This window comes from Pseudomonas inefficax (assembly GCF_900277125.1).
Classification (GTDB): domain Bacteria; phylum Pseudomonadota; class Gammaproteobacteria; order Pseudomonadales; family Pseudomonadaceae; genus Aquipseudomonas; species Aquipseudomonas inefficax.
On sequence record NZ_OPYN01000096.1, the window covers coordinates 1 to 12,645 of the forward strand.

The following is a 12,645-nucleotide window of genomic DNA, read 5'->3' on the forward strand; positions in this document are numbered from 1 at the left end:
CTGAAAGGAGACTTCCATGGGCACTGATATCCAGCGTTGCCCCAGCAGCCTGCCGGTCCCGTTCTCCCGTGCGGTGAAGCCCGGCGGTTTTCTGTTCCGCTCCGGCCAGGTACCGATTAGTGCGGGCGGCGAAGTGGTGCGCGGTGACATCCAGGCCCAGACCCGCGCCGCCTGCGAACGCATCGGCGAAAGCCTGGCGGCCTGCGGCGCGCGCTTCGACCAGGTGGTCAAGGCCACGGTGTGGCTGTCGGACATGAGCCACTTCGCAGGTTTCAACGAGGTGTACAAGGAGTTCTTCGGCGCAGCGCTGCCGGTGCGTTCGACTGTGGCCTCGGCATTGGCGCTGGGGGTGGATGTGGAGATCGAAGTGCAGGCGTTTGTCGGCGACGCCTGAGCGGGCAGAAATCTGCGCATGAACAACTGTCTTGCGCAAAACCAGGAAGATTGCTTGGCCCTGTGGGAGCGGGTTTACCCGCGAACACCGGCGTAGCCGGTGCCATGCAGCGCGGTGCCTTCTTCGCGGGTGAACCCGCTCCCACAGGGCCAGCGCTGCATTCAAGGACGGTGGATTACCTGTAGGAGTGGCGGTCTGACTTGCCCGCCAAAAAGCAAAACAACAATAAATCCAGAGGTTCACATGCAAGAGCAGCTGAAGATTGCCGGCGCGTTTGTCGGCGTGATCGTGGGGGCGGGGTTCGCTTCGGGCCGGGAACTGTTGTTGTTCTTTGTCGATTTCGGTGTGTGGGGGCTGGTCGGTGCACTGGTCAGCGCAGCCTTGTTCACGTTCCTTGGTATGGCCCTGGCCGGGCTGGGCAATCGCCAGCAGGCCACTTCGCACAAGGATGTGATCCAGGCTATCTGCGGTCGCCACCTGGGCCTGTTCGTCGACTGGCTGATCACCTTTTTCATGTTTGCCGTCACCGTGGTCATGCTGGCCGGTGGTGGTGCCTTGCTGGAGCAGCAGTTCGGCATCCCGGCGCTGACCGGCAGCGTGCTGGTGACGCTGGTGGTGGTGGGCATCGTGTGCCTGGATGTGCGCAAGGTGATTCTTGCCATCGGTGCCATCACACCCTTACTGATCCTGGTGGCCTCGGCGATCGCGCTGTACGCCGTGTTCAGCCGGGAGCAGAGCTTCGCCCAGCTCGACCAGCTGGCCAGCCAGCAACAGGCTGGCACCCGTCACTGGCTGCTGGGGGCGTTCCTGTACGTGTCGTACAACATCGTTGCCGGCGCGCCGATCCTGGCCATTCTGGGTGGTTCGGCCAAGGGCGAGAGAACCGCGGTATGGGGTGGGCTGCTCGGAGGTGCAGCACTGGGTGGGCTGATGCTGGTGATGAGTGCCGGGCTGTTGTCGCGGCTGGACAGCGTGGCTGACCTGCCGATGCCGATGCTGTCGATCGCCAACGAAGTATCGCCACTGCTGGGGCTGGTGATGTGCCTGATCATCTTCGGCATGATCGTCAACACTGCGGTGGGTACGTTGTTCTCGTTCCTCTCGCGGCTGATGCCGGCGGGAACGGCGAAGTTTCGCTGGGGCTCGGTGGTGACCGGAGTGGTGGCGTTCGGCTGCAGCCTGGTGGGTTTCATCAGCCTGGTGGGTGAGGTGTACCCGCTGTTCGGCTACCTGGGCTTTGTGCTGATGGCGGCGGTGCTCCTGGCCTGGGTGCGGCGGGGCAAAGTGGTTAAAGCGGTAGCCAATGCAGCTTGATCTGCTGCTGGCGCGTATCCCGTGTAGGAGCGGCCTTGTGTCGCGAAAGGGTCGCAGAGCGACCCCGGCGATTTCTGCGGTGTAGCTGAAAATCTGGGGTCGCTCCGCGACCCTTTCGCGACACAAGGCCGCTCCTACAGAGGGTGTGCGTTCCGGTTTAGATCCTGAAGCTGCCTACCAGCTGCTTCAGGCGCCCGGCCTGCTGGGCCAGTTGGTCGCAATGGCGCAGGGTCTCGTTGAGGTTCTCCACCCCTTGCTGGTTCAGGGCGTTGATCTGGGTGATGTCCAGGTTGAGGCTCTCGACCACGGCGGTCTGCTCTTCGGTAGCGGTAGCCACCGACTGGTTCATGCCATCGATCTCGCCAATGCGCTGGGTCACGCTGGCCAGGCGCTCGCCTGCCTGGTTGGCCACCTGCACGGTCTGTTCGCTGGAAACCTGACTGGTGTTCATGGTGTGCACCGCTTCGCGCGAGCCCACCTGCAGGCTGGTGATCATGCGGTGGATTTCTTCGGCCGATTCCTGGGTGCGGTGCGCCAGGTTGCGGACCTCGTCAGCCACCACGGCAAAGCCACGGCCGGCCTCACCGGCACGGGCCGCTTCGATGGCGGCGTTCAGCGCCAGCAGGTTGGTCTGCTGCGAGATGCCCTTGATCACGTCGAGGATCTTGCCGATCTCGTCAGTGCTGGCGTTGAGCGTTTCGATTTGCGCGCAAGATTCGCTGATGCGCTGCGACAGGGCGGTCATGGCGCTGATCGCTTCTTCGACCACTTCACGGCCACCGTGGGCCTGTTCGCTGGCTCCGCTGGCATGCTGCGAGGCATCGGCGGCGTTGCGGGCGATTTCCTGGGTGGCGGCCCCCAGTTCGTTGATCGCTGCGGCCACGCTGTTGGTGCGCATGCTTTGCTCTTCAGAACCGATGATCGAGGCATTCGAGGCATTGACCACCTTCTCCGACAGGTCGTGCACCAGGCGGGTTGCAGAGGACACTTCGCTGATCGAGGCATGAATGCGCTCGACGAAGCGGTTGAACGAAGTGGCCAGTTCGCCGAACTCGTCCTTGTTCTGCACGGTCAGGCGGCGGGTAAGGTCACCTTCGCCCTCGGCGATGTCGCGCATGGCGCGGCCCATGGTGGTCAGCGGGCTCATCAGCACCGGGATCAGCAGGCCAAGCAGGCCGGCGATGGCAGCCACGGCGATGAGCATGGCGATGATCGCCGAGGTGCGGAACTGGCTGAGCGCGGCGTAGGCCTTGTCCTTGTCGATCGACAGGCCGATGTACCACTGTGCCGAAGGCAGGCCGGCCACCGGGGCGAAGGAGATGATGCGGTCCTGGCCATTGAGGGTGACATCCTGCATGCCGGTGGCGACTCGCAGGTTGCTGCCGGGGTAGATGTCCTTGAGGTTCTTCATCACCTGGTCTTTGTCGGGGCTGACGATCACCTGGCCATTGCTGTCGGCCAGGAAGGCGTGGCCGATGCCGCCGAAATCGACCGAGTTGATGATCTCGACCAGGGTGTCGAGAGTGACGTCGCCGCCGACCACACCGATCAGCTCGCCATTGCCCTTGCTTTTCACTGGCGTGGCGATGGTTACCATCAGGCCGCCGACAGCACCCTGGTACGGGGCGGTCAGTACGGTCTGCCCGGCGCTGGCCGCGGCGCCGTACCACGGGCGCTGACGTGGGTCGTAACCGTCGGGCATCTGCGTATCGGGGCGCTGGGTGAACACACCGTTGGCCTGGCCCAGGTAGGTGAACAGGAAATTACGCGTGTAGGACGGCTGCTCGATCAGCCCGGCCAGGGTATCGCCGGCGCCTTGCTGGGCGATGTCCTGGGCCAGGTTTTCCAGGACCAGGATGCGGCCGCTCATCCAGTTCTGCACGCTGCTGGCGGTCAGCGCGCCGGACTGCTGCACCGAAGCTTCGATGTTCTGGCGGATGGTGTTGCGTTGCAGGTAGTCGTTGTAGAGCGTGAACAGGGCAAATGCCAGGACCACGACGCCGCAGGCGCTGAGCAGGATCTTGTGGCGAAATTTCAGGTTCATGTTTCGAGACCTTGAGCCAATGAGGGGAGGGCGCAGTGCGCTCATGACGCATTGCGCAACCTATCGTTCGGGATATCGGCTCAAGGGGTAAAAGATTGAAGTGCTTACAGAAATTTCTTACGGTCGTTTCGACAGACGGTATTCACTGGCTACACAACTGCTCGATCAACAGGCGTGCAGCCTGCTGCAGCGGTTGTTGTTTGCGCCAGAAGATGTGTACCGGCAACTGCAACTCGTTGCGGGTATTGCGAAAATCCAGGCGCACCAGGCGCCCGCTGGCCAGCAGTGGCGCGACCCGCGACAGCGGCAGGTCGCCCCAGCCCAGGCCGGCCTCCACCATCTGCAACGCGAGGTCGAAGCTGTCGGTTGACCAGTGCGTGGCGCCTATCAACGGGCGGGGGTCGGCCAGCGGCAGGTCACGGCTGCGCACCAGGATCTGGCGCACCCGGGTCAGGTCTTCGAGGTAGTGGATACGCCCCTCGCGCAGGGCCGGGTGAGTGGGGGACAGGGTGGCCACCAGCGACTCCATGCCGATGTGCTGGAAGCCGCGACGGGCATCGACCTGCAGCCCGGCAAAGGCCACGCAGAGGTCGGCTCGGCCGCTGTCCAGCAAGTGTACGGCCTCTTCCTGCGGGGCGCTGAGCAGGGCGATGTCCAGCAGCGGGTGCCGCTCACCCAGGCGTGCGATGGCCGCCAGCAACGGGCGGTGGTCGATGTCCGGCACCACGGCCAGCGTCAGGCTGCTCTCCAGCCCTTGGGACAGCTCCAGGGCATGCACCTGCAGCAGCCCCAGTTGCTCGGCGATCAACCGGGCATGGGGTTCCAGCGCCAGGGCCTGTGCAGTCGGGCGGACTTCCCGTGGGCCACGCTCGAACAGGCTGTAGCCCAGTTCGGCCTCGAGGTTGCCGATGGCCATGCTCACGGCCGAAGGCACCCGCTGCAGAGCGCGCGCGGCGGCGGAAAACGAACCGCGGTCGAGCACGGCGAGAAACAGTTGGATATTGTCGCTGGAAAAGTTCATGGCAGCCTCCTGTCAGTAGATCTGACAGCTGCTGACTTTTTCTGTCAAGAACGATGAAGCATGATCGCGCCCCATCGCTTTGTCATTGGAGGTAATCCCGGGTGCAGGGAATCAAACGCAAACTGGTCTACGTGACTTTCTATGAACTGATCGGGCTGTGCATGTCGACCCTCGGGCTGGCCTACCTGTCGGACACCCAGGCGTCGCATACCGGGCCTCTGGCGGTGATGATCACCACCATCGCCATGCTCTGGAACCTGATCTACAACACCCTGTTCGAATGCTGGGAGAGTCGCCAGGCCAAGCGCGGGCGCAGTGTGGCACGGCGGGTGGTACATGCCATCGGCTTCCAGCTGACCTTGGTGGTGTATTTGATCCCACTGATTGCCTGGTGGCTGGACATGACATTGCTGGAGGCGTTGCTGGTGGACATGGCGTTCATCGTGCTGGTGCCGTGCTACACCTTTGCCTACAACTGGGCGTTCGACCGGATCTTTGGTTTGCCCAGCTCTGCGTTGGCTACGGCCTGACACGTTACCTGTGGCGGCCTCTTCGCGGGTGAACCCGCTCCCACAGGAATATCGCAGGCTTTGAATGCTGTGAACGACCCTGTGGGAGCGGGTTTACCCGCGAAGAGGTCGGAACAATCAACCACTAAGGCGGCAGGCGAATGATCAAAGGCTCCTGCTGCTGCTTCACCTGTTGCTCGAGCGGTTGTTCCGTCGGCCTCGGTGCACTGGCCAGCAAGCTGTCCTCGACCTGCCCCGACAGGTAGTACACCCCCGACATGGCCCCGCTCTGGCGATTCTCCATCAGTTCCTGCCATTCCTGGTTCAGCGCCACGTTGAGGATCACCCGCAACTGCTCGACCATCTGCGGGTGTTCGCGGTCATGGGTCATCATCCCGTAGCCAGCTGCCGCAATCGAAATCATCGCCCCCGCCACCTTGCCCACCGCCGACGCCACGGCACTGGCGATGCCGCGCGGGGCCAGGGTAGCGCCGAGCTTTTCGCTGGCCTGGTTGGCTACCGAGTTCAGCCCGACATCGGTTTTTCCGGGGCCTTTGCTGGCCTGCAGGTGCAGGTGCTGACGCATGGCTTGCCAGGCCGGTTGCTGGGCCAGCGACTTGGCCCGCAGCAGTTGGTACAGGCTGGCATTGCGTGCATCCGGCGGCCCCAGGGCGATGGCGGGGATGCGGTTGAGGCGTTGGCTGAACTGCTCGGGGGGCGCGTTGTAGCGGCTGATGATGGCTGGCAACTGTTGGCCGAGCAGCTGCAAGTACAGCTCGCTGGCACGATCGCGGATGCCTTCGGGGTTGATCTGCTCGGCCACCGGTTCGATCACCCGCTTGTGGTACTGCTCCTGCAGGTACAGCGCCAGGCGCTTTTCCGCCGGCTCCCGGCCTCCACCGCTGTCGATCTTGTACCAGGCCACCTTCAGGGTCAGCCACTGCTGGGTCCAGTAGCCGGTAAACCAGGGGATGAAGTCGCTTTCGGTGCGCTGCTGTACCTGTTCCTTCCACACCCGCATGGAGCGTCGCGCATAGTCGTTGGCCGAGCTGCCGGCGCCGACCGAGGCTTCGATCAGTTCCTGGTCGATGCGTTGCCAGGTGGCGGGGGGCAGCACCACGGGTGGCGGCGGCACAGGTGGGGGCTTGCCTGCGCAGCCCACCAAGGCCAGCAGCAGGCACAGCAGCAGGAGGGCTCGAATGCTCACGCAACCGCCTCCCTGGTAGAGGCTGGGATGGTTCTGGGAGTATAGGGTGGGGAGTGAAGGGCTGCCGTGCAGCCTATCGGCCGTTCAGGATCAACGCAGATTTCTGCGTGAACGCGGTCCCTGTGGGAGCGGCCTTGTGTCGCGAAAGGGCTGCGAAGCAGCCCCCCGGATTTCGACATTTCTGCTTAAAGTGCCGGGGCCGCTTTGCGGCCCTTTCGCGACACAAGGCCGCTCCCACAAGGACCGCGTTCACCAGAAAGAGCATGGGTCATTCCAGGTCGAGCTTTTCTTCCAGGCGGTCGAGGTGCTTGTGCATCAGCCCCAGCGCCGCCTCGGCATCGCCATGCTCCACGGCATCGATGATCGCCGCATGTTCCTGCCACGCGCAGTGATCGCAGCATGGCGACTCGTAGCGGGCGATGATCAGCGAGGTCATCGGCACCAGGCCATTGAGAAACCGCGCCAGTGGCGCATTGGCGGCCACCTGCGCCAGTTTCAGGTGAAACTCGCCACCCAGGCGGATCGCTGCACAACGCTCGCCGTTTTCATGGTGCTGGCGCTCGCGCTCCACCAGTTGCCGCAGCTGGCGAATCTGCGCCGGCCGGGCGCGTTGCGCAGCCAGGGTGATCAGCGTGGTTTCGGCCAGGCGCCGGGCGCTGAGTACCTGGCGTGCCTGCTCCGGGTCGGGCGCGGCCAGATGCGCAGTGTGGCTGGGGCGTTGCACCACAACCTGCTGGTCGGACAGGCGCCCGAGCACGCGGCGGATCACTGTACGGCTGACACCAAAGGCATGGCCCAGTGCCTGTTCGGGCAACAGGCTGCCAGGTGGCAGGCGCTGTTCGAGGATGGCATCGAACAGCCGCGGGTAGATCTGCTCGGCCGACAGGCGGGTTTCGCCGGCCGCGAGCAGGGCCGGCAAGTGAGGGGCGGCGTTCATGGTCGCTCTCCTGGGGTCATGGATGCGGGTGTTCTTCCGGGATGTTCAGCGGGATGCCCATGCGCAACCCTTCGGCCAGGATGTGCTGGCGCATCTGGGCACTGGCCTGGGCGCTGCTGCGCTCACGTATGGCGCGCACCACCGCTTCGTTTTCCTTCAGCCGCGCGGCCAGGTGCTCTGGCGAATTGCGCAGCATGTCGGCGCTCTGCTTGAGGGCATTGCCGGTCTGTTGCACCACGCTCTGGAAGATCGGATTGGTGGTCAGGGCGAACAGCGCTTCATGGAAGGCGATGTAGGCCCTGACTCCGGCTTCGCTGTCATCCGCCTCCAGCGCTTCACGCATGTCCATCAGGGTCAGGCGCAACTGGCCGATGTCCTGGCTGTTGGCCGACTGCGCCACCAGGCCGACGATGAAGGGCTCAAGGGTGTAGCGCAGCTCCAGTACGTCGGCCAGGCTGGCTGCGGTGCTGGTGTCCAGGCCCGGTTCCTGCGCGGCGGCATCGGCATCCAGTACCAATACGCCCTTGCCCGGTAGCGAGCGCACCAGGCCCAGGGTTTCCAGCACAGTCACCGCTTCGCGCAGGCTGGGGCGGCTGATGCCCAGTTGTTCGGCCAGTTCGCGCTGGCCTGGCAGCATGTCGCCGGTACGCCATTGGCCTCGGGCCAGGGCCTGGCGCAGTTTTTCCACCACTGAGTTGACGACGGTCGATGAGCTGATCACGGTTCGCTCCTGGAAGGGCCGGCATCAGTGCCGGCCACGTTCGCTCAGAATTCCTGTTGATGAGGGTTGGGCTGCTTGCGTGGCGTGGGTGCGAAGCCGGGCTTGCCGTCGAGCACGTTGTGCGCACGCTCCAGGTCGATGTCCTTCTCCCAGCGGGCGATGGCCACGGTGGCCACGCAGTTGCCGATCAGGTTGGTCAGCGCCCGGCCGATGCCCATGAACCAGTCCACCGCCAGTACCAGTACCAGGCCGACCACCGGGATTGCCGGCACGGCGGTCAGGGTAGCGGCGAGGATCACCAGCGCCGAGCCTGGGATGCCATGAGCACCCTTTGAAGTCACCAGCGACACCAGCAGGATGGTCAGCAGGTCGGTCATTGCCAGTGGCGTGCCGGTGGCATTGGCAATGAACACGATGGCCAGAGTCAGATAGATGGAGAAACCATCGAGGTTGAACGAGTAGCCGGTGGGGATCACCAGGCCGACGGTGGAGCTGCCGATACCCAGGTGCTCCAGCTTGCGCATGATCTGTGGCAGTACGGCGTCGGACGAGGCGGTGCCCAGCACGATGGTCAGCTCTTCACGCAGGTACTTGATCAGTGGCAGCAGCTTCAGGCCCGACAGGCGCATGACCGTGCCCAGCACGATCAGTACGAAGCCGGCACAGGTCAGGTAGAACAGCGCCACCAGCCCGCCCAGGTGTTGCAGCGATTCCAGGCCGTACTTGCTGGTGGTGAAGGCGATGGCGCCGAACACGCCGATCGGTGCCAGGCGCACGATCATGCCCATGATGCGGAAGATCACGTGGCTCAGTTCGTTGATCAGCCGCGAGATGCCGGCTGCCGAGTCACCCACCAGGTTCAGCGCGCTGCCGAACAGTACCGAGAACAGCAGCACCTGGAGGATGTTGTTGTCGGCAAAGGCGCCGATCACCGAGGTGGGGATCAGGTCCATGAAGAATGCCGTGGCACCGTGGATATGCTGGCCACGCTCGGCCAGGCTGCTGGCGTCGGCGCTGGACAGCTGGTCCAGGTGGATGTTGGCGCCGCTGCCGATGCCGCTGGTGAAGGCGAATACCAGGCCGATCACCAGCGCCAGGGTAGTCAGCACTTCGAAGTAGATCACCGACTTCAGGCCGATGCGCCCGACCTTCTTCAGGTCGCCGGCACCCGAGATACCGCTGACCACCACGCAGAACACGATCAGGCCGATGAGCATCTTGATCAGCTTGATGAAGCCGTCGCCAAGGGGTTTGAGTTGCAGGGAGAGGTCGGGGAAGCTGAGACCGCAGGCGATGCCGAGGGCAAGGCCGAGCACGACTTGAAGGAAGATCGAACGCGAGCACCATTTGAGCATGGGAGGGATCTCTGATCGGTGTCCTTGCTTCGGTAGCCGCACGGGGCGAAAGAGCGCAGGACTTAATTATTGTGGTCTTACCGGTTTGTTCAGCGCGAAGCCATGAAAGCGCGAAAAATCTGACATTGCAAGGGTTTTCGGCCTTACCGGTCTGACCAGTTGTGGGGCATTCGGGCCTGCCAGGCTCTAGTTCGGTGCGTGCCGTGAATGACTACACGTGAACCAGAGCAGGGTTTGGCCAGCGCCTGGGACCCTGTTGCAATCAGCGGGCCATTGGCTGGACCTCGGCCAGCACCGGGTGTGCTACCAGCTTGTCGATGTGCAGGGTGTCGTCGTTCATCCAGCTTTCGCTGAGCAGCCGATAGTGCTCCATGTCGCGGCAGCGCAGGCGCAGGCTGTAGTCGAAGTGGCCGCTGATCAGCTGGCATTCGTGCACTTGCGGGCAGTTGCGCAGAGTGGCTTCGAAGGCCTTCTGCGCGGCCCGTCCACTTTGGTTGGACAGGGCGACCAGCACCAGCAGCGACACCCCGGGCGCGACCTTCTGCAGGTCGATGATCGCCCCGTAACCGCGGATCACGCCACGGCGCTCCAGCTTGCGTACACGCTCCAGGCAGGGGCGCGGGGTGAGATTGACGAGGCTGGAAAGTTTCTCGAAGGTGATGCGGCCGTCGTGGCGCAGGATGTCGATGATCGCTTCGTCGATGCGGTCGAGGGGGTGGGCGTTGGCGTCCTTGGTGTCCATGCGCTTGGGCTTCGTTCGGAAGAGGGCACTGGACAGGTTAGGCGGTAAAGGGGGCCGCTGCGCGGCCCATCGCGACACAAGGCCGCTCCCACAGGAATCACGCAACCTTCAGAATGGCGGCGGACCGTTGTGGGAGCGGCCTTGTGTCGCGAAAGGGCTGCGCAGCAGCCCCAGGATCTGTCAGGCGCAGACAGAGCCAGCTTTGGGCACCGCCCGCAATTCCACCACCCGCGGCTGCAACAACCCATACAAATCCTTCGGATCCTCCAGCACCGGCACCAGCCCGATGTCTGTGCCGATATCCAGCGCTTGCGCCGTATCCAGCACGTAGCGCAACGCCGAATAATCCTCCAGGGCAAACCCCACCGAGTCGAACAGCGTCACCTGTTCGGCGCTCTCACGCCCCTTGGCCTCTCCGGCAACCACCCGCCAGAACTCGGTCACTGGCGAGTCCGCCGGCATCTGCTGGATCTCGCTTTCCACCCGGCTCTGCGGCTCGTACTCGACGATCACCCGGGCCCGCTCGACGATCGCCCGGTGCAGCTCGGTCTTGCCCGGGCAGTCACCGCCCACGGCGTTCAGGTGCATGCCCGGCTCGATCATCTCCGGGGTAAGGATGGTGGCGCAGGCCTTGTCTGCGGTTACCGTGGTGACGATATCGGCACCGCGCACCGCTTCGGCCACGGAGCTGGCGATGCTCAGTTTGAGCCCGGGGCGGTTGGCCAGGTTGGCGACCAGTTTGGCCGAGGCGGCCGGGTCGATGTCGTACAGGCGGATTTCATCGATGCCCAGCAGGGCATTGAAGGCGATGGCCTGGAACTCGCTCTGCGAGCCATTGCCGATCAACGCCATGCTTCGGCTGTCTGCGCGCGCCAGGTAGCGGGCGGCCAGGGCCGAGGTGGCTGCAGTGCGGATGGCGGTGGTCAGGGTCATTTCGCTGAGCAGCAACGGTGCACCGGTATCGACGCTCGCCAGGGCGCCGAAGGCCATCACCGTGGGCAGGCCATGGCGAGTGTTCTTCGGATGGCCGTTGACGTACTTGAAGGCGTAGCGGCTGGCGTCCGAGATTGGCATCAGCTCGATCACGCCGTCCGCTGAATGGTTGGCCACCCGGGCGCATTTTTCGAAGGCATGCCAGCGCAGGTAGTCCTGGCGGATGTAGTCGGCCATTTCCAGCAGGCAGGTGGGCAGGCCTTTGCGGTTGACCAGGCGGGCCAGGTCTTGCACATCGATATAGCGGGTCATGAGGGGTCTCCCTGCGGCGACGCTTCCAGAGTGGGCTCTGGTTTCATTGTGCGGCGGGAGGGGAGGTAAAGCTGGCTGTAATGGGCTGTGGCAGCAGCGGCTTTGGCTGATTACGCTGCGTTGGCAGCCGAATCGGCTGTGGCTATCTGTACCGGCCCTATCGCCGGCAAGCCCACCTCGACCACACCGGCCTCAAGCCATGTGCAATTACCTGTAGGAGCGGCCTTGTGTCGCGATGGGGCGCGAAGCGGCCCCAGGTTTTCAGCTTCGCAGCAAAGTTTGTCGGGGCCGCTGCGCGGCCCATCGCGACACAAGGCCGCTCCTACAAGGGCCAATGCTGGCTTGAAGAGATATCCAAGACAGTTGCTGCCACAGGGATATCACTGGCCTCGAGAGCGGCGCTGTACCTGTGGGAGCTGGCTTGCCGGCGATGAGGCCAGTGCAGGCCAAGTCAATCATCGCTCACGCAACCGCTTGTACAGCGTGGTGCGGCTGATCCCGAGCCCGCGCGCCACCGCCGAGAGGTTGCCGTTGGCTTGCTCCACCAGCCCGTGCAGATCCACCTCTTCGGTCGCGACCGGCAAAGGCACCTGCGCCTCGGCAAGAAAACCCGCAGGCAGGTGTTCCAGGCCGATAGGCCCATTGCCCGCCAAAGCCAGCGCCACCTGCAGCACACTCACCAGTTCACGCATGTTCCCCGGCCATGGGTGCCGATCGAGCAGCTCGATAACAGCCGCAGGCAGCCGAGCTGGTTGCCCGGGGTCGCGGTAGCGCGCATGCACTTGCTCGATCAGCTGCCGGCGGTCACTGCGCTCGCGCAGCGGCGGCAACACCACTGCCAGCCCGGCGATGCGGTAAAACAGGTCCTGGCGAAAACGCCCGGCGCGCACTTCTTCGGCCAGGTCGCGGTTGCTTGCCGACACCACGCGGATATCCACCGCCACCGGTTCGCCGCTGCCCAATGGCTGGATACTGCGCGTCTGCAGCGCGCGCGACGGGCGGGCCTGGGTAGGGAACGGCATGTCGCCGATTTCGTCGAGGAACAGGATGCCGTGGTGGGCCTTGCGGATCAGCCCCGGGTTGCCCTTCTGGTGGGCGCCGGTGAACGCGCCCGTGTCGTAGCCAAACAGCTCCGACTCCACCAGCTCGGCCGGGA

At 64.1% G+C, this 12,645-nt stretch carries 12 protein-coding genes and 1 pseudogene; 3 read left to right on the forward strand and 10 right to left on the reverse strand.

Annotated elements, in window-relative coordinates:
• Positions 1 to 16: 16 nt before the first annotated feature.
• Together JV551A3_RS11715 and JV551A3_RS11725 are read left to right on the forward strand one after the other, a co-directional pair.
• Positions 17 to 394, forward strand: coding sequence for a RidA family protein (locus JV551A3_RS11715; protein ID WP_133978714.1), 378 nt, complete (start codon positions 17 to 19; stop codon positions 392 to 394).
• Positions 395 to 637: 243 nt separating this feature from the next.
• On the forward strand, positions 638 to 1,708 hold the full coding sequence (locus JV551A3_RS11725; RefSeq protein WP_133970984.1) for a YkvI family membrane protein: 1,071 nt from the start codon (positions 638 to 640) through the stop codon (positions 1,706 to 1,708).
• 157 nt (positions 1,709 to 1,865) lie between these two features.
• On the opposite strand, the gene JV551A3_RS31380 is transcribed toward JV551A3_RS11725, so the two are convergent.
• The 3 genes and pseudogenes from JV551A3_RS31380 to JV551A3_RS11735 form a co-directional block, all read right to left on the reverse strand.
• On the reverse strand, positions 1,866 to 2,606 hold the full coding sequence (locus tag JV551A3_RS31380) for a methyl-accepting chemotaxis protein (protein ID WP_370290711.1): 741 nt from the start codon (positions 2,604 to 2,606) through the stop codon (positions 1,866 to 1,868).
• A gap of 114 nt (positions 2,607 to 2,720) precedes the next feature.
• A pseudogene (mcpA, locus tag JV551A3_RS31385) lies at positions 2,721 to 3,797 on the reverse strand (methyl-accepting chemotaxis protein McpA); the annotation flags it as partial.
• 97 nt (positions 3,798 to 3,894) lie between these two features.
• Complete coding sequence (locus tag JV551A3_RS11735; protein ID WP_133970986.1) at positions 3,895 to 4,773, reverse strand: LysR family transcriptional regulator; 879 nt, start codon at positions 4,771 to 4,773, stop codon at positions 3,895 to 3,897.
• A 101-nt stretch (positions 4,774 to 4,874) separates the two neighbouring features.
• On the opposite strand from JV551A3_RS11735, the gene JV551A3_RS11740 reads away from it, so the two are divergent.
• Positions 4,875 to 5,303 carry a PACE efflux transporter gene (locus tag JV551A3_RS11740; RefSeq protein WP_133970987.1) on the forward strand — a complete coding sequence of 143 codons (429 nt, stop codon included), beginning with the start codon at positions 4,875 to 4,877 and terminating at the stop codon, positions 5,301 to 5,303.
• Between the two features lie 124 nt (positions 5,304 to 5,427).
• Here JV551A3_RS11740 and JV551A3_RS11750 read toward each other — a convergent pair whose 3' ends face one another.
• From JV551A3_RS11750 to JV551A3_RS11780, 7 genes are all read right to left on the reverse strand, one after another.
• Complete coding sequence (locus JV551A3_RS11750) at positions 5,428 to 6,489, reverse strand: hypothetical protein (RefSeq protein ID WP_133970989.1); 1,062 nt, start codon at positions 6,487 to 6,489, stop codon at positions 5,428 to 5,430.
• Positions 6,490 to 6,757: 268 nt separating this feature from the next.
• The gene (locus JV551A3_RS11755) at positions 6,758 to 7,426 is read right to left on the reverse strand and encodes a GntR family transcriptional regulator (protein ID WP_133970990.1); all 669 of its coding nucleotides are present in this window, start codon (positions 7,424 to 7,426) and stop codon (positions 6,758 to 6,760) included.
• A gap of 16 nt (positions 7,427 to 7,442) precedes the next feature.
• The gene (locus tag JV551A3_RS11760) at positions 7,443 to 8,147 is read right to left on the reverse strand and encodes a FadR/GntR family transcriptional regulator (protein ID WP_112252301.1); all 705 of its coding nucleotides are present in this window, start codon (positions 8,145 to 8,147) and stop codon (positions 7,443 to 7,445) included.
• Positions 8,148 to 8,191: 44 nt separating this feature from the next.
• Positions 8,192 to 9,502, reverse strand: a complete 1,311-nt coding sequence (locus JV551A3_RS11765; RefSeq protein ID WP_003260726.1) for a C4-dicarboxylate transporter DctA — start codon at positions 9,500 to 9,502, stop codon at positions 8,192 to 8,194.
• A gap of 262 nt (positions 9,503 to 9,764) precedes the next feature.
• A complete protein-coding gene (locus JV551A3_RS11770; protein ID WP_133970991.1) occupies positions 9,765 to 10,244 on the reverse strand; it encodes an Lrp/AsnC family transcriptional regulator in 480 nt (159 codons plus the stop codon).
• Positions 10,245 to 10,424: 180 nt separating this feature from the next.
• On the reverse strand, positions 10,425 to 11,489 hold the full coding sequence (locus JV551A3_RS11775) for an ornithine cyclodeaminase (protein ID WP_133970992.1): 1,065 nt from the start codon (positions 11,487 to 11,489) through the stop codon (positions 10,425 to 10,427).
• A gap of 455 nt (positions 11,490 to 11,944) precedes the next feature.
• The coding region (locus JV551A3_RS11780) for a sigma-54-dependent Fis family transcriptional regulator (RefSeq protein WP_133978718.1) at positions 11,945 to 12,645 on the reverse strand (701 nt) is incomplete at its 5' end.